Source organism: Streptomyces triticirhizae (assembly GCF_003696235.1).
GTDB lineage: Bacteria > Actinomycetota > Actinomycetes > Streptomycetales > Streptomycetaceae > Streptomyces > Streptomyces triticirhizae.
Genome location: NZ_RFFJ01000022.1, coordinates 1 through 15,281 on the forward strand (window position 1 = coordinate 1; position 15,281 = coordinate 15,281).

Genomic DNA, 15,281 nt, shown 5'->3' on the forward strand with positions numbered 1-15,281 from the left:
GGCGGCGCGTTCGTGGCCGTGGCCGTGGTCGTGGCTCGCGGGTGGCCGCTCGGCGGCGGCCGGGTGGGCCGGCGGCGTCAGGCCGTGCATCGCCAGCAGCCCCGCCACCACCAGGCCGACCAGCAGCGCGAGCCGCCGCGCCGCGCGACGCGGCGCCACGGGCGACGGCTGCCGGATGACCATGTCCCCCATCGTAGGCGCCCGTTGTGACACTCCCCAGGGTGCCGGCGCACGCCGGTCACTCCTCGCGACGCTCCCGGACGTCGCGGACGTGGACGATCCCGTCCAGCTCGGCCAGGTGGGCCGGGTCGAGCGGGGCATAGCCGAACCAGGGCGAGACCCGGGCGGCCGGCGGCCGGTCGGTGAGGGTGGCGGCCAACCGGCGCGCGTCGACGAGGGAACGGTCCCCGGGGAGCGCGTGGAGCAGGCCCTCCACCGTGTCCCGGGGCGGCGCGTCCACGCCCCGGTGCCGGAGCGTGCCGATCGCCGTGGCCAGGAACGCGTAGTCGTCGCCCAGCCGCGCGCCGACCAGCGCTCCGGCGTTCCACCAGGCCACCTGCCCGTCGTCCATCCGCATCGTGCTGCGGGACCGCTGGAGGTGAGCGTTGTGGGAGCTGACCAACCTCGGGCCGCGCCGCGCGAGGGCGAGGAGGTTGTGGGCCATCATCTGGTCCCGCAGCCCCACCAGCCGCGTCATGCGGGCCGGCGAGCGGGCGGCCATCCAGTGGTGGTACCGCAGCAGGCCGACGGCGGTCCGCCCGTACAGGCGGGCCCGTTCCCACTCGTCCCGGGAGGTCGCGGCGATCAGTTCGGGCGCGCGCTCGTCGAGCAGCGCCACCAACTCGTCGGCGTGCAGGCGCAGTTCGCGGGCCTCGGCCGAGCGGCCGAAGGACCGGGCCGGGTCCCGCATCGCGGCGGGCTCGGTCCACCGGTCGTCGGCGCCCAGCAGGCGGTCGAGCGTCCCCTCGGTGCTGGGCAGGAGGCCCGGGTCAACGCCGGCGGCGAGCCAGCGGTGGAGCGCGGTGAGGGCCTCCCGGGGGCTGGCGGCGTGGGTGATCTCCAACGGGCCGTCGATGCCGGCGAACCGGACGCGTTCCGAGGCGGGCCGGCCCTCTCGTTCGAGGCGGGCGTTGTGGGCGCGCATCCAGCGCACGAGGGCGCGGTTGCCCTCCCACGCGCCCCAGCCATGGCTGAAGCCGCGCTCCATCACCTCGTCCAGGGAGCCCCGGCCCGTGGTGATGTGGTCGTCGACGATCGGGCCGGCCAGGCAGTCGCTCTCCAGGGCGATCGTCCGGTAGCCCTCCTCCTCGACCAACTGCCGGAACAGGTCGTTGCGCACGTCGAGCAGCGTGCCGTCGCCATGGGTGGGCTCGCCGAGGGCGAGCAGCCGGGGCCGGTTCGGGAGCAGGTTCATGACGGCCGCCGCCTGGACGGGATGGGCGACTTCTTCGGTTCCTGTGGCCATGCCTTCAACGCTATCGTTGAAGGTTCGGTGGAAACTTTCGTTCGTTCGGCGCCAGTTGGAGGCGGGATCGTGGGTGAAAACCCTCAAACGAGCCATGAGCCGGCCCAGCGGCTGCGGCCGGTTGATCTGGCGCGCCGGCACGGGCTGTCCACGCAGGCGGTCAGGAACTACGAGGAGGCCGGCGTCCTGCCGGCCGCCGCCCGCACGCCCCACGGCTACCGCGTCTACACGCCGCTGCACGCGGGGGCGTTGCGCGCGTTTCTCGCGCTGCTGCCCGGCCACGGGCACCGGACGGCGACCGCCGTCATGCGGGAGGTGAACGAGGGCGACGTCGATGAGGCGTTTCGGCTCATCGACGAGAGCCACGCCCAACTCCTCGACGACCGGCGGACGCTCCAGGCCGTGGCGGATGCCCTCCGCGACCTGGCGCCGCACCCGGTCTCCCGGCCGGGGACGTCCAGGTCCTGGCCAGGGGTGGGCGGCGAGTCGGGCGGCCTGTTCATCGGGGCGCTGGCGGGCCGGCTTGGCATCCGGCCGGCGACGCTGCGCACCTGGGAGCGCGCCGGGCTGGTGCGGCCCCGCCGCGACCCGCGCACCGGGTACCGGGTCTATGACGAGGCCGCCGTGCGGGACGCCAGGTTGACCCATCAACTCCGCCGGGGTGGCTACCCGTTGGCGCGGATCGCCCCGCTGATCGAGCGGGTGCGGACGGCGGGCGGGGTCGAGCCGCTGGAGGGCGCGCTGCGCGAGTGGCGCGGCCGGCTGACCGCCCGCGCGCGGGCGATGCTGAACGGGGCCGCCGAGTTGGAGGGGTATCTCCGGGCGCGGGAGTGACGGCCCTGGAGTGACGGCGCGGGCCCGGGACGCGGGGGCGTTCCCGCGCCCCGGGAGCCGGGCCGCCGTTCCGTCAGGAGCCGCCGTCGAGCAGGTCCCGGTTGACCTCGCGCGCCTCGGCGGCGAGTTCGGGGCGTTCGACCACCGTGACGCCGGCCGCGCGGAGGCGGCTGGCGCCGGCCCTGGCGACGAAGAGCGGCGGCTCGCGCCAGGCGTAGACCACGGTGGGAATGCCGGCGGCGATGATCAGTTCGGCGCAGGTGGTGGGGCGCGAGGCGCGCTCGCCACACGGTTCGAGGGAGCTGTAGAGGACGGCGGTCGCCAGTCGGGGGTCGCCCGGGTCGAGCTTGGCGAGCGCGGCCTCCTCGGCGTGGTCGGTGGGGTGGGTCTCCCGCGAGTGTCCGGTGGCGAGTTCGGTTCCGTCGGCGGCCACGATCACCGCGCCGACGGCGAAGGCGGTCGGGCTGGGCGGGCAGCGGCGGGCGAGGTCGACGGTCTGGCCGAGCCGGCGCAACTGCTCGTCGAGCGGCGGCGGTTCAGGGAGGGGCGGCGGGCCCGACGAGCCGGGTTCGTTCATGCGGAGGCTCCTTCCGTCTCCGACGCGGGTTCCGTCTCCGGCCCTGGGTGAACCAGATAGCGCAGCAGCACGCAGTCGCCCAGCGGCCTGGCCTCGGCCAGCCGCAGGGGCCGTTCCGGGCTCTGGGGGAAGTCGGCCGGCGCGGTGAAGCGGGGCGAGCCGGCCGAGCCCAGCAGGAACGGCGCGATGACCAGGTGCAGTTCATCGACGAGGCCGGCGGCCAGAAACGCGGTGTGGACCGCGCTGCCGCCCTCCACCATCAGCCGGCGCACCCCGCGCCCGCGCAGATCGGTCAGGACGCGCCGCAGGTCGAGCGGGTCCCCGGCGCCGACCACGGTCGCGGCGGCGCCGAGCCGGGCCGCCGTGACCGGGACGCGTTCGCCCGGGCAGTAGACCAGCGGCCGCTCGGTGCCCACGGTGAACACCCGGGCGGCCGGGTCGAGTTGGCCGCCCGCCGTGAGCACGACCCGGGCCGGTTCGGCCGGCAGCCCGGCCGCCTCGCGGGCGGCACGGCGCTCGGCGGAGCGCACCAGCAGCCGGGGGTCGTCGGCGCGGACGGTGGCCGCGCCGACCAGGATCGCGTCCGAGGCGGCCCGGACCGCGTCCACCCGGTCCAGGTCCTCGGCGTTGGACAGGACCAGCCGGCGGTCGGTGCGGTCGTCGATGAAGCCGTCGAGGGACGCGGCGCAGGAGAGCAGGACCCGGGGCCGGCCGACGGCCTCGGGCGGGCCGACGGCCTCGGGCGGGCCGGCGAGCGGTTCAGGGGTGTCCATCGCGCTCACCGTAGTCGCCCGCGCCGCCGGGGACGGCGCCCGGCGGCGCGGTGCGGCGGATCGCCAACGCCAGGGTGTCGTCCGGGTGCAGGATCACGGTGTGCATCTCGTCGGCGAGCCGGCCTGGAATCTCGTCGATCGGCCGCCGCGCGTTCCGGGCGGCGGCCTCGACCAGCCTGGCCTCGCCCTCCAGCGGGTTCCTGCGGCTCTCGGTGAGCCCGTCGGTATAGAGAACGAGCAGGTCACCGGGGTCGAGGCGGGTGTTGAGCATCTCGTCGCTGCCGGCCATGGGGAAGCCGATCCCGCGCCCCTTCAGCTCCAGATAGCCGTGCCGCCCGTCGCCGCGCAGCAGCAGCGCGGGCGGGTGGCTGCCGTTGGCGAGGGTGACCGCGCCGCTGACCGGGTCGATCCGCACCAGCAGCAGCGTCGCCATCAGCGCCGGGTCGAACGGCAGCAGCACCTCGTCGGTGCGTTCCACCACCCGGTCGAGGCGGTGGCCTTCGAGGACCAGGGTGCGCACGGCGTGGGTGACGTTGAGCGCGGAACGGGTGCTGGCGACGCCGTGGCCGAGGGCGTCGACCACGGTGATGTGGATCGAGCCGTCGGGCAGGGTGAACCAGTCGTAGAGGTCGCCGCCGGTGGGGGCGTCGGTGCCGGCGGGCGCGTAGTGCACGGCCATCTCCACGCCCTCGACCTCGACGGGCGGGGGCCGCAGGGCGTCCTCCAGCTCGCGCAGGGTCTGGCCGTGGGCGCGCCGCAACCGCTCGTCGCGTTCCTCCAGTTGGACGTAGAGGGCGAGCACCCCGCTGTTGGTCTCAGAGAGTTCGTGCTGGAGCCGGCGGTGGTCGGCGGCCAACGCGTCGGCCCTGGCCAGCGCGTGCTGGAGTTCGTGCTCCAGCGCCTCGTCCTCGGGGCCCTCCTGCTGGGGGCGCCCCGACCAGGTGACGGGCATCTCCCAGCGGACCGAACCGTCGGCCAACACCTCGGCGGGCAGCGGGAGTTCGGCCAGGTCGGGCACGGCGTCGCGGTCCGTCCAGCGGCAGGCGACGGTCAGCAGCGGGGGGCGCGCGGCGGCGCGGCGCACGGCGCTCTCCAACACGACGGGGCGGCCGGCGGCCAGCTCCACGCCGGCGACGGCACTGGCCGACACGACCAGCCGGGCGCGGAGGTCGACGGGCAGGCCGTGGCGCCGGGCGATCCCCCGCACGGCGCGGCGCAGTTCGGCGAGGCTGGTGAAACGGTGGCTGTCGTGGCGCTCGTGGCGCTCGTGGCTGGTCATGGGCTCGCTGGATTCGCTGGATTCGCTGGGCTCGTCATCGTGGGGGTGTGGCCTTCAGGTGGGGATCGCGACGGCCGTGGCGTCGTCGCGCGGGCGGCGGAACGGCGTCCGGCCCGGCCCCGGGCCCGGCGCGGCGAGCGGGGCCGAACGTCGGGCCGAACGTCGGGGATGCCGGAGCCCGGGTCGGCGGCAACCAGTGCGAGGTGGGTGGCCGAGGGGTGGTCGATCCGCACCCGGCGGGCAGGCCGGTTCGGGGTGGCGGCGCCGGTCACCCGCGCTACCCGGCCGCCCAGCGGGTGGCCCGAACCGTGGTGCCGCCCTCGGGCGGGCTGAGCACCTCGAACTCGTGCATGAGCCGCCGGGCGCCGCCCAGGCCGTGGCCGAGCCCGGGGCCGGTGCTGAAGCCGTCGTCCAGGGCGGCGTCGAGGTCGGGGATGCCGGGCCCCTGGTCGGTGACGGTGAGCCGGATGCCCAGCCGGCCGCGCCGGTCGAGCCGCTCGATCACCAGGGTGCCGCCCCCGCCGTGGATATAGGCGTTGCGCACGAGTTCGCTGGCGGCGGTGACCACCCGGGTCTGGTCCACCAAGCCCAGGTCGACGGCGAGCGCGGCGGCCCGCACCGCGTGCCGGGCCTCCAGCAGGTCCTCCTCGACGCGCACGGGCAGCTCGGTGCGGCTGGTCACCGTTCCGTTGGCCGGGGGCTGGCGGCTGGCCAGCCGCACCACCGGCTCATCCGGCATCGTCACCATGTCCGGCCTCCTGGGAAGATGCGGTGCGGAAGCGGCCCAGGGCGGCCATTCCACGTTCGGCGGTCGGCGCGGTCTCCACGCCGTCCGGGCGCGGGCCGAGCCCCACGGGGGTGATGGCGCCGCGTGCGGTGGGCTCCGCCGGGGACGCCGTCGCCGAGCGGTCGTCCAACTCCTCCGGCAGGCCGGCGACCAGCACACCCCGGTCGATCCGGAGCCGGCCCCGGTTCTCGGTGGTCTCCGCTCCGTGGTCGCGCGGGGCGTGAACGACGACGCGTTCCCGTCCCGCCGACTCGATGGCACTCACATCAAACCCTCTCGTACCGGGTCGTCGCTCCGGGCGCACCGGAGGATCGCTCTCCCCGTTGGACGTCTTGGGGCGTCGCCGACTGCCGGGACCTCTGCGGGAAACCCCCCTCAGGAACCGCACACACGCCGATAGTTGCCGTTCGGCAAATGTTAGCGTTCCTGCCGCCACGGTCGGAAGCCGGCCGACCACCAGCGAGGGAGTCGTTCCTTCGCCGCCCGGCCGGGGGGTGTTGACGCGCATCACGCCGAGACTACGCCGACCTGGCCGGTCGGCCCTCGGCCCGCGCCCCGAGGGCGGGCGTCGTCCGCTCGACGGCGGCCCGGAACCCGGCCAGCCCCTCGGCCAGGGCTCGGCGCGCGCCCGGCGCCATGGCGGCGACCACCGCGTTCAACTCCCGTTCCCTGTGGGTGCGCAGCTCGGCCAGGAAGCGGCGTCCACTCGGCGTCAGCGCCAGCCGCAGCTCGCGGCGGCTGGCGGGGCTCGGCTCGCGCTCGACGAGGCCGACCGCCTGGAGCCGGTCGCAGAGCCGACTGACCGAGGAGGGCGCCGAGCCCAACACCTCACCCAGGGCGCGGAGGTTGATCCCCTCCTCGCGCTCCAGGACGTAGAGGACCCGCAGTTGGGAGGCGGAGACGGGCGCCGGCGGGGCGGGGTCTCTGCCGCGTTCCCAGAGCACCTCCAGCAGCTCGATCACCTCGGCGGCCGCGTGGGCGGCGTCCGGGACGGAGTGCGGGGGCGGGGGCATCACGGTCATACTCTGGCATCGGTGCTCGTCCTTTGTCATCCGCTTGTCACCGGGTGTACGGGTTCGCCCCCCGAGCCCTGAACGCCCGAGCCCTGAACGCCCGGGCCCGCCACGGTGGCGAGGGCCGTCAGGCCGACGAGGGCGCGTTGTTCACGCCGAGCGGAACGGCGGTCGTGAGGGTGAACTCCCCTGCGGCGGCCTCCTGTTCGGTGCCCGTCAGGGCAGCGGTCGAGCGTGCGGGCCAGCCCCGGCCCCGGCCGGTAGATCCACCGGAAGACCCGCCGAGAGATCCGATGAGTCCCTGGTCGCTCCTCTTCGGAGAGGCAGGGGGACCCCCAGGAAGACACCGGGGTTGGCGAGCGCCTCGGGCGTCGGGACGCGTTCCAGGACGCCGCCGGCGAAGGCGTCGTAGAGCGGCAGCGTCTCGAGGTGGACATAGCCGATGTGGCAGTCGCAGACGGCCAGCGGACAGGGGCGCGGGGCGAGGGCGGCGCGGTAGGAGCCGTCGTAGAGGTTGCCCAGGGCGTCGCGGACGAAGTGGCAGCGGCGGACGGTGCCCTCGCCGTCGACGGAGACCACCGTGTCGCCGGTGCGGCAGGGGCGGCCGGCGGAGCGGTGCGGGTCGCGGCTGAACGGGAAGAGCGGGTCGATCTCCGTCCAGTCGTCGGCCTCGGCGTCCCGGTAGCGGTGGCCCTCGGCCGCGTTCACCCAGAGGTAGACGTGCCCGGGCAGCTCGGCGCGCAGCCGCCGGGCGGCGGCCAGGTGCTCGGGCAGGCCGACGACGCCGACGCTGAACCGGACGCCCAGGGCGGCCAGTTCGCGCGTCCTGGCCAGGAACCGCTCGTGGGGCGTCTGCCCCGGGTGGTAGGTGCACCACAGCGCCAGGGTGTCCCGGTCGGCCTCGGCGAGCCAGCCGGTGCGGCAGCTGAGGTTGGTCTGGATCGCCACCCGCGCCACCCCCGGGGCGTGCGACAGCTCGACCAGGGCGCGGCGGTACCAGGAGCGCGTCAGGCCCTCGCCCCACGGCGTGAACAGGATCGACAGCCGCTCCTCGGGACGCCCGGTGGCCCAGCCGGTGAACCGCTCCAACGCGGCCCGGTCGGCGCGGAGTTGGGCGGGGGTGTCGCGCCGCTTGGCGAACGGGCAGTAGGGGCAGTCGTAGTCGCAGGAGGCCAGCGGGCCCCGGTAGAGGACGGTCAGGTGCACGGTGCTCCTCATCTCGTCATCGCGGCTCGTGGGCGGCCATCGCCGCGCGGACGGCGGGCGAGAAGAACGCGGGCCCCACCGCGTCGGAGTGCGCCAGCCCCTCGGGGGTCAGCCGCAGCAGCCGGCCGGCGTCCTCCTCGGCGAGCCAGCCCCGGTCCGCCAACTCCCCCAGCTCCTCGGGGAAGTCGTCCTGCGGCGCGGTGCCGAACCGCTCCCGGTACTCGGCGACGGGCAGCCCCGCCGCCTGGAGCAGGGACTGGAGCAGATGGCGGCGGCGCGCCTCGTCCTCGTCGACGCGGCGGCCGTGGCGGGCGCGGGAGAAGTCCGTGGTGGCGGCGTAGGCGTCGATGATGCCCCGGATCTCCGGCATGGCGACGGCGTAGTCGAAGGCGTAGTGCAGGGTCGAGGTGTAGGAACGGGCGCCGCAGCCCAGGCCGACCATGCCGTCGGTCTGGCAGGCGTGGTCGTCGGGGCCCTGCTCGGGCGCGTCGGCCCGGCGGAACATCCGCATCGAGCGCTGCTCGTAGCCGTGCGCGAGCAGGTGGTCGCGGCCCTCGCGGTAGCGCGCCAGGCGCTCGCGGTCCCACTCCGGTTCGGCCGCCGGCGGGCCCGTGCCGGAGTCGGCGCGGCGGCCCAGGCCGGTCAACGGGCGGACATAGAGCGGGTAGAGGTAGACCTCCTCCGGGCGCCAGGCCAGCGCGGCGTCCAGCGAGTGGCGCCAACTGGCCGGCGTCTGACCGTCGATGCCATAAATCAGATCGATATTGAGCACCGGGATGGTCGCCTCCCTGATCCGGCCCAGCGCCGCCTCGACGTCGGCGCGCCGCTGGGGGCGCACCGCCGCCCGCGCCTCGGCCTCGACGAAGGACTGCACGCCCAGGCTGAGCCGGGTCGCGCCCCGCTCGGCGAGCACGGCCAGCCGGTCGGCCGTCGCGGTCGCCGGGGACGCCTCGACGGAGAGCGGTATCGCCCGGAGGTCCACTCCCATGCGCTGTTCGGCGATGTCGCACAGCCGCGTCAGCTCGTCCGCCTCCAGGAAGGTCGGGGTGCCGCCGCCGAACGCCGCGTTGGCGAACCGCGCCGGCGCCGCGTCGCCCAACGCCTCCCGCGCCGCGACCGCCTGCCGCTCCAGCGCGTCGAGATAGCGGCCGGTCAGCCCCTCGGGCGCGCCGACCCGGGTGAAGAGGTTGCAGAACCCGCACCGCACCTCGCAGAACGGGATGTGGACGTAGAACGAGAGCGCGTCGCGCGGCTCGCCCGCCCAGACGTCGGCCAGCGCCGGCCGGTCGGGCAGCGGGCGGTAGGCGGTCTTGTGCGGGTAGGCGTAGACGTAGTGCTGGTAGGGGCGGACGGGCGCTGCGGTGGTGGTCATGCCGGCGGCTCCGGGGACGGCGGGGACTGCGGGGGCTCCTGGGACTTCGTGGGTTCCAGGAAGAAGTGGCGGTAGGGAACGGTCCAGACCGCCGGGTGGCCGAGGCGGTGGCCGGTGTACCCGTCCTCGCCGTAGGCCGTGCCGTGGTCGGAGGTGACGATGGCGAAGCAGCGGCGCCGGGCGCGCAGCGCGGCGAACAGCCGGCCCACATGGCGGTCCACGTACTCCAGGGCCGCCGCGTGGCTGGCCCGGGTGTCGCCGGCCTCCCGGGTCGCGCCGGGCAGATGGAACCAGTTGGGCTGGTGCAGCGCCGAGACGTTGAGGAAGAGGAACAGCCGCCGCTCGGCCGGCAGTCGGGCCACGACCTCCTCCACCCTGCTGACCTGCGCCTCGAAGGAGGTGGGCGAGGCGACGGAGAACTCCGGCTCCCAGTGGCTCTCGGCGAACAGGTCGGGCAACACCCGGCCCAGCGCGCCCTGTTGGTTGAAGAAGCCGACGCCGCCGACGCACACCGTGTGGTAGCCGCGCTCGGCCAGCGCCGTGGGCAGGTCGGGCGCGTCGAAGACGAAGGTGCCGTCGGCGGTGGTCTCGCTGCCGGCGAACCGGGCAGCGAACAGGCGCGGATGCGGCCCGGGCCGGGCGGGCGTGGGCAGGAAGCCCGCGAACATGGCCTGGTGGGAGGCGTAGGTGAAGCTGGCCGGGGCGTGCCGCTCCTCCCAGGTGCCGCCGGGGAGGTGGGCGGCGAGGTGCGGCAGCCGGCCGGCGGCGGCCAACTCGACGGCCACGTCGTGGCGGAGGGTGTCGAGGGTGAGCAGCAGCAGGTCGTCGCGGCCGACGACGGCGTTCATGTCGGGGTCGGCCAGGTCGGGGGCGGCGGAACCGGCGGCCGGCGCGGCGGAACGAACCTCCGGTGTCTCAGCGTGCGGCATGGTGTGCGCTCCTCGGCCGCTCGTTCGGCTCGTTCGACTCGTTCAACGGGGGCGCCAGGGGCAACGCGGCCGGGAGGGCGGCGAGCTGCGCGCCATAGGTGTCCAGACCCTCCGCCGGGCCGCCCGGCAGCCCGGTCAGCCCGGGGAGCAGGTCGCCGAAGGCGTTGACCTCGCCGACGAGGAACCGGCGCCAGCCGGCGGCCGGCAGCAGGTCCACCCCGACGCAGAGCGTGCCGGGGAAGCGGGCTGCGGCCCGCTCGCAGACCGCGAGCGCCTCCGCCCAGCGCTCCCCGGCGCGCTCGCGGACCGCCGCCAACTCGCCCCGGGCGCCGCCGAGATGGAGGTTGGTCAACGGCAGGCGGCTGGTGCGGGCCACGGCGTGGGTGGCGCGGCCGGCCACGACCACCACCCGCAGGTCGGTCGCCCGCCCGTCGAGGCTCGCCTTGGGCACCCACTGCTCGATGTGCAGCCCGTCGGGGGCGAGCGCGTCCACCACGGCGGCGACGGCCCGCTCCTCGGTCAGGCGGCGGGGCCGCAGCGTGTTGTGCAGCCGGCCGTCCGGCGCCATCTCCACCGGGGTGGTCGCCCGCACCCGGCCGGCCGCCGTGGTCTCGACGGCCAGCACGCCCGAGCCCGAGGAGCCGTGCGCCGGCTTCACGAAGAACCGGGCGGCGCCCACCTCCCGTGCCGCCGCCAGGACTTCGTCCCAGCCGCGCACCGGGCGCGCCCCGCCGGAGGTGGGCGAGGGCGGCACCGGCACGCCCGCCTCGGCCAGCCGGGCGTGGGTCAGCCGCTTGTCGAACAGCACCGCCAGCTCGTCCGGGTCGTCCAGCCGCACCCCGCCGCGCAGCGAGCGGACGGCGGCCAGCAGCCGGGCGTACCAGGTGGCCGAGCCCTCCACCCGCGTCGGGTCGTCGACGCCGCGCAGCAGCAGGTCCACCTCGGCGTTCTCCCCCGGCGAGTCCAGCCGCACCACCTCGTCGTCGGCGAACGCGTGGCCGCCCTCGCGCAGCACCCGGGCCCAGGGCACGACCCGGGGCCGGTCGTGTCCCGCCGCCTCGGCCGCCCGCAGGAAGTGGGTCACCCGCCGGTTCTCCGGGTTCCCGACGACGGCCAGGCGATGGGGGCGCGCCGCCGGGGCCGTGTCACTCACCCACCGCGACGAAGCGCCAGACGTCGCCGTCACCGTCCTCGTCCTCCTCAGCGCCGCTCGCGTCCAGGTCCAGCTCCACGCCGGCCGGCTCCAGGGTCTCCCGCAGCCGGGTGCGCAGCGCCTCGCTCAGGTAGTTGTAGGAGAGGTCAAGCGACGTCAGATGGGTCAGCGGCTGGCCGGTCAGCAGTGCGCTCGCCCCGTCGTCGGTGAGCACGCCCATCGACAGGTCCAGCGTCTCCAGCCGCGCCACCACGGGGGCCGAGGCGACGGCGGCGCAGACCGCGTCCTGCATCTCGCTGTTGCACAGCGCCAGATGCTTCAACGCCGGCAGCCGGTCGCCCGCCAGGATCGGCATCAGGTCGGCCACCTCGGCGTCCCCGCCGTACTCCGGGGTGCCCAGCCACAGTTCGAGGTGGGTCAGCGCGGGGAACTCGCTGGCCCCCACCCCGCGCACCGCCTCGGCCGGCATCCCGCCGGTCTCGACGACCAGCTTCCGCAGCCGCTCGTGCCGCACGGGCGCGAACTCCAGCTCGGTGCCGCCCCGGACGCCGAACTCCTCCAACTCCGGGAAACCCTCCAGCAGATCGGTCACCCGCCCCTGGTAGATCCAGGAGATCTCCGCCTCCTCCATCACGATGTCGCCGAGGAAGATGGCGCGCAGCGCCGGCAGTCGGTCCCGCGCGTCGAGAATCGCGCTGATCACGGCCGTCGGGCGGTTCTCGTAGGACTCGCCCCAGGAGCCGACGATCAGCGCCCGCACACGGGTGGTGTCCACGGTGGCGAGAAAGCGGGCGAAGGCGGCCTGCCACTCCTCCTTGGCCTCCCAGGACGAGATGGCGACCCGCCAGGCCGCCTCGTCGGCGGCCGGCAGGCCGGCCGCGCCCTCGGGTCCGTTGGCCTCTTCGGGGAAGTCGACGGCGGGCAGGCCGTGGAACTCTTCCAGGTGGTCTCCGATGGTCATACCGCGCCCGCTCCTCGTCGTCGTGTGGGCCCGTCCCATGGATGGGTCGGTACGGGAGTTCTACCAAGCGCCACTGACAACACGGTCGGTGACCCCGCGTCGACCGGTGGGCGCGGGTCGTTGTCAGTGCCCTCGTCTACGGTCCGTATCACTGTTCGTGGTCGTGGCACGACGGGTGCCGACGACGGAAGGGAGAGCCGTGTACCGGCAGGGAGACGTGTTGATCGTGCCGTTGGACGAGGCGGCCGTGCCGGAGGGGGCCGGGTCGGCCGCCGCCGAGCCGCGCGACGGGCGGGGGCGGCTGGTCCTCGCGCTGGGCGAGGCGACGGGGCACGCGCACGCGGTGGTCGGCCCCGGCCGACTGGTGCGCGAGGGCGGGGCGTTCGGCCCGGCGCTGCTCCATGTCCCGGAGGGCGCGCGGGTGGTGCACGAGGAGCACGCGGCGATCTCGCTGCCCCGAGGCTGGTACCGCGTGGTGCGGCAACGCGAGTACGTGCCGGGCTCGGTGCGGGTCGTGGCGGACTAGGCGCCGCCGGTTCGGCAGTCCGGGGATGGATCGGGAGTTGAGGGGTGCGGCGATGACGGGGACGACGAAGGGGAGGAACGCGATGAACGAGCGGGTGGACTGGCGTGCGGTGGCTCTGGCCACGGGGCCGGGCGAGCGGAGGGCCGCCGAGGAGGGCGTCCGGCTGGCCTACCGGCGGGCGGGTCTGGCGGAGCCCGCCTCGGTGGTGTGGGTGGACTCCCCGCTGGCCGCGGTGCGGCTGCTGCGGGACGGCTCCGGCGGCGAGCGGGGCGCGAGCGTGCGGGCCGCCGTGCGCGACCGGCCGGTGGCCACCCAACGCGCGCGCCTGCACGGCCTGTTGGGTCCTTCGGGCTGGTCGGCGCACTGGCGCGCCACCGGCGCCGAGCTGTGGGAGGCCACGGCGCCGCTGGTGGAGCGGGTGCGGGCGGCCGCGCTCGCCGAGTTGGCGCCCGACCGCCGGGAGGAGCCCGCGCTGCGGGTGCTGCTGTTGGACGCGGTGCTCGGCCAGCAGGACGCGGCCTGGCTGGCGGCCCTGGAGCCGGGCCCGGGCCCGGGCCCGGGCTCGGGCTCGGGGCTCGACGGGCTGGCGGCCGTGGCCCGTTCGGCCGGCTGGTGGTGGCCCTACGAGCGGATCGCGGTGCTGAGCGAGCGCCCGGCCGAGCTGCACCGGGACGAGGCCGGCCGGCTGGACCGGGCGGACGGGCCCGCCCTGGCCTACCCGGACGGGTTCGCGCTCCACGCCTGGCGCGGGCTGCCGGTGCCGGGCGAGTTTCTCGACCGGCTGGACGCGTTGACGCCCGAACGGATCAGGGCGGAGGAGAACGCGGAGCTGCGCCGCGTGATGCTCGAACACTACGGCTACGACCGCTATCTGGCCGAGTCCGGCGCCCGGCCGGTCCACCGGGACGAGACGGGGGTGCTGTGGCGGATCGCGCTGCCGGGCGACGAGGACGTGGCCATGGTCGAGGTGGTCAACTCCACGCCCGAGCCGGACGGCACCCACCGCGTCTACTGGCTGCGGGTGCCGCCCGGCACGCGGACCGCGCGGGAGGGGGTGGCATGGACGTTCGGCCTGGACGCGGACGCCTACGCGCCGGTGCGGCAGACCTGAGCCACCGGCCCCCCGACGGGCCGCCCCGGCTACCAGCCGGCGGCCGGCAGCACCGTGCCCTGGTAGTCGAAGACGGCCTGGTTCTCCCAGGCGTTGCCGGAGGCGGGGTCGGCCGGGTCCCAGCCGTTGCCGGCCACGGCCGTCCACGCCGGCTCCCAGTAGAAGACGCCGAGGCCCCGCCCGCCCGGCACGCCGGCGACCACGGAGGCGATGTCCCGCACCCACCGCAGCTGGCCCTCCGGGGTGGCCGGGTAGCCGGCGACCAGCTGGGACTCCTCGCCGATGATGTCCTCGTGGTCGTCGTCGCTGCCCAGCGTGAACGGGTAGGCCGTCTCGACCACCACCACGTCACGGTCGTAACGGGCCACCAGGTCATGGAGGTTGGCCTGGAGTTCCGGCAGGGTGCCGTGCCAGTAGCCGTAGAAGGACAGCGCGATCACCTCGAACGGCACCGCGCGGGCCGTGGCGTTGTCGAACCACCAGCGGAAGAGCGCGTTGTCGCCGCCCTCGGCCAGGTGCAGCGCCCTGCGGGTGCTCGGCGAGACCTCGGCGGCGGCCTCGGCGCCGGCGGTCAGCAGCGCGGCCAGCCGGTCGAAGTCGTCCGTCGAGCCGTCGGGCCAGAGCATCCCGGCGTTGATCTCGTTGCCGATCTGCGCCATGCCGGCCGGGGTGCCCTGCTCGACCAGCGCGCCCAGCACGGCCGAGGTGTGCTCGGCGACGGCCCGTTCCAGGCCGGCCGCGTCCAACCCGGCCCAGGCGGCCGGCTTGTGCTGCTGGCCGGGGTCGGCCCAGCTGTCCGAGTAGTGGAAGTCGACCAGGATCTCCATCCCCAGCGCTGCGGCCCGCCGGGCCAGCGCGGCGATGCGGGCGGTGTCGTGGTAGCCGTCAGGGGAGTTGACCCAGACCTTCAGCCGCACCCAGTTGGCGCCGTTCTCGGCGAGGATGGTCAGCGCGTCGGCCGTGCTGCCGTCGGCCCGGCGGAAGACCGCGCCCAGGTCCTCCGCCTTCGGCAGCGAGGAGACGTCGACGCCCCTGATCGGCCCGTCGGCGGCCCGGGCGACCCCGCCGGCCAGCAGCGGCCAGGCCAACGGCGCGGCCAGCGCCGCGCCGGCCCCGCGCAGCACCGCCCGCCTGCTGGTGCCCCCGCTCCGGGCCCTCCCGTCACCCGCGCCGAACGCGTTGGACGTGCTGGACGCGTTGAACGTGCTGGACGTACCCATCATGAACTCCCTTGTCCGATCGAGTCGTTCCGTCTGTGCGGCGCGCGGGGCCGGCTCCCGCCGCGTCCCTTCCGC

General features: G+C 75.5%; 16 protein-coding genes and 1 pseudogene. 3 read left to right on the forward strand and 14 right to left on the reverse strand.

Annotated features, from left to right (window positions below; genetic code table 11):
• A pseudogene (locus EBN88_RS06690) lies at positions 1 to 183 on the reverse strand (hypothetical protein); the annotation flags it as partial.
• A 55-nt stretch (positions 184 to 238) separates the two neighbouring features.
• Positions 239 to 1,465, reverse strand: coding sequence for an erythromycin esterase family protein (locus EBN88_RS06695; protein WP_122182881.1), 1,227 nt, complete (start codon positions 1,463 to 1,465; stop codon positions 239 to 241).
• Positions 1,466 to 1,534: 69 nt separating this feature from the next.
• Between EBN88_RS06695 and EBN88_RS06700 the strand changes: the two genes are divergently transcribed.
• Entirely contained in the window at positions 1,535 to 2,299 is a 765-nt protein-coding gene (locus tag EBN88_RS06700) for a TioE family transcriptional regulator (protein WP_233580503.1), read from the forward strand.
• A gap of 73 nt (positions 2,300 to 2,372) precedes the next feature.
• Here the strand turns inward: EBN88_RS06700 and EBN88_RS32555 are convergent, their stop codons facing one another.
• The 11 genes from EBN88_RS32555 to EBN88_RS06755 all read right to left on the reverse strand — a co-directional run bounded on the left by EBN88_RS32555 (position 2,373) and on the right by EBN88_RS06755 (position 12,349).
• A complete protein-coding gene (locus tag EBN88_RS32555) occupies positions 2,373 to 2,876 on the reverse strand; it encodes a deaminase (RefSeq protein ID WP_122182883.1) in 504 nt (167 codons plus the stop codon).
• The gene (locus tag EBN88_RS32560) at positions 2,873 to 3,649 is read right to left on the reverse strand and encodes a RibD family protein (protein ID WP_122182884.1); all 777 of its coding nucleotides are present in this window, start codon (positions 3,647 to 3,649) and stop codon (positions 2,873 to 2,875) included. The genes EBN88_RS32555 and EBN88_RS32560 overlap by 4 nt, the downstream gene beginning before the upstream one ends.
• Positions 3,636 to 4,928, reverse strand: a complete 1,293-nt coding sequence (locus EBN88_RS06715; RefSeq protein WP_122182885.1) for a PP2C family protein-serine/threonine phosphatase — start codon at positions 4,926 to 4,928, stop codon at positions 3,636 to 3,638. Before EBN88_RS06715 ends, EBN88_RS32560 begins: the two co-directional genes overlap by 14 nt.
• Before the next feature lie 277 nt (positions 4,929 to 5,205).
• Positions 5,206 to 5,676 carry an ATP-binding protein gene (locus EBN88_RS06720; protein ID WP_199742283.1) on the reverse strand — a complete coding sequence of 157 codons (471 nt, stop codon included), beginning with the start codon at positions 5,674 to 5,676 and terminating at the stop codon, positions 5,206 to 5,208.
• On the reverse strand, positions 5,657 to 5,980 hold the full coding sequence (locus EBN88_RS06725; protein WP_233580504.1) for a hypothetical protein: 324 nt from the start codon (positions 5,978 to 5,980) through the stop codon (positions 5,657 to 5,659). Before EBN88_RS06725 ends, EBN88_RS06720 begins: the two co-directional genes overlap by 20 nt.
• Before the next feature lie 253 nt (positions 5,981 to 6,233).
• Positions 6,234 to 6,737 carry a MarR family winged helix-turn-helix transcriptional regulator gene (locus EBN88_RS06730; RefSeq protein ID WP_122182886.1) on the reverse strand — a complete coding sequence of 168 codons (504 nt, stop codon included), beginning with the start codon at positions 6,735 to 6,737 and terminating at the stop codon, positions 6,234 to 6,236.
• A gap of 207 nt (positions 6,738 to 6,944) precedes the next feature.
• A complete protein-coding gene (locus EBN88_RS06735) occupies positions 6,945 to 7,934 on the reverse strand; it encodes an STM4011 family radical SAM protein (RefSeq protein WP_122182887.1) in 990 nt (329 codons plus the stop codon).
• Positions 7,935 to 7,950: 16 nt separating this feature from the next.
• On the reverse strand, positions 7,951 to 9,306 hold the full coding sequence (locus tag EBN88_RS06740) for an STM4012 family radical SAM protein (RefSeq protein WP_122182888.1): 1,356 nt from the start codon (positions 9,304 to 9,306) through the stop codon (positions 7,951 to 7,953).
• On the reverse strand, positions 9,303 to 10,154 hold the full coding sequence (locus EBN88_RS06745; RefSeq protein WP_122182923.1) for an STM4013/SEN3800 family hydrolase: 852 nt from the start codon (positions 10,152 to 10,154) through the stop codon (positions 9,303 to 9,305). Before EBN88_RS06745 ends, EBN88_RS06740 begins: the two co-directional genes overlap by 4 nt.
• A gap of 67 nt (positions 10,155 to 10,221) precedes the next feature.
• Positions 10,222 to 11,388 carry an STM4014 family protein gene (locus tag EBN88_RS06750; RefSeq protein WP_122182889.1) on the reverse strand — a complete coding sequence of 389 codons (1,167 nt, stop codon included), beginning with the start codon at positions 11,386 to 11,388 and terminating at the stop codon, positions 10,222 to 10,224.
• Entirely contained in the window at positions 11,381 to 12,349 is a 969-nt protein-coding gene (locus tag EBN88_RS06755; RefSeq protein WP_122182890.1) for an STM4015 family protein, read from the reverse strand. The genes EBN88_RS06750 and EBN88_RS06755 overlap by 8 nt, the downstream gene beginning before the upstream one ends.
• 199 nt (positions 12,350 to 12,548) lie before the next feature.
• On the opposite strand from EBN88_RS06755, the gene EBN88_RS06760 reads away from it, so the two are divergent.
• Together EBN88_RS06760 and EBN88_RS06765 are read left to right on the forward strand one after the other, a co-directional pair.
• On the forward strand, positions 12,549 to 12,875 hold the full coding sequence (locus tag EBN88_RS06760) for a hypothetical protein (protein ID WP_122182891.1): 327 nt from the start codon (positions 12,549 to 12,551) through the stop codon (positions 12,873 to 12,875).
• Between the two features lie 82 nt (positions 12,876 to 12,957).
• A complete protein-coding gene (locus tag EBN88_RS06765) occupies positions 12,958 to 13,986 on the forward strand; it encodes a DUF6745 domain-containing protein (RefSeq protein WP_122182892.1) in 1,029 nt (342 codons plus the stop codon).
• A 29-nt stretch (positions 13,987 to 14,015) separates the two neighbouring features.
• Here EBN88_RS06765 and EBN88_RS06770 read toward each other — a convergent pair whose 3' ends face one another.
• A complete protein-coding gene (locus EBN88_RS06770) occupies positions 14,016 to 15,206 on the reverse strand; it encodes a glycoside hydrolase family 53 protein (RefSeq protein WP_325052728.1) in 1,191 nt (396 codons plus the stop codon).
• Between the last annotated feature and the right edge of the window lie 75 nt (positions 15,207 to 15,281).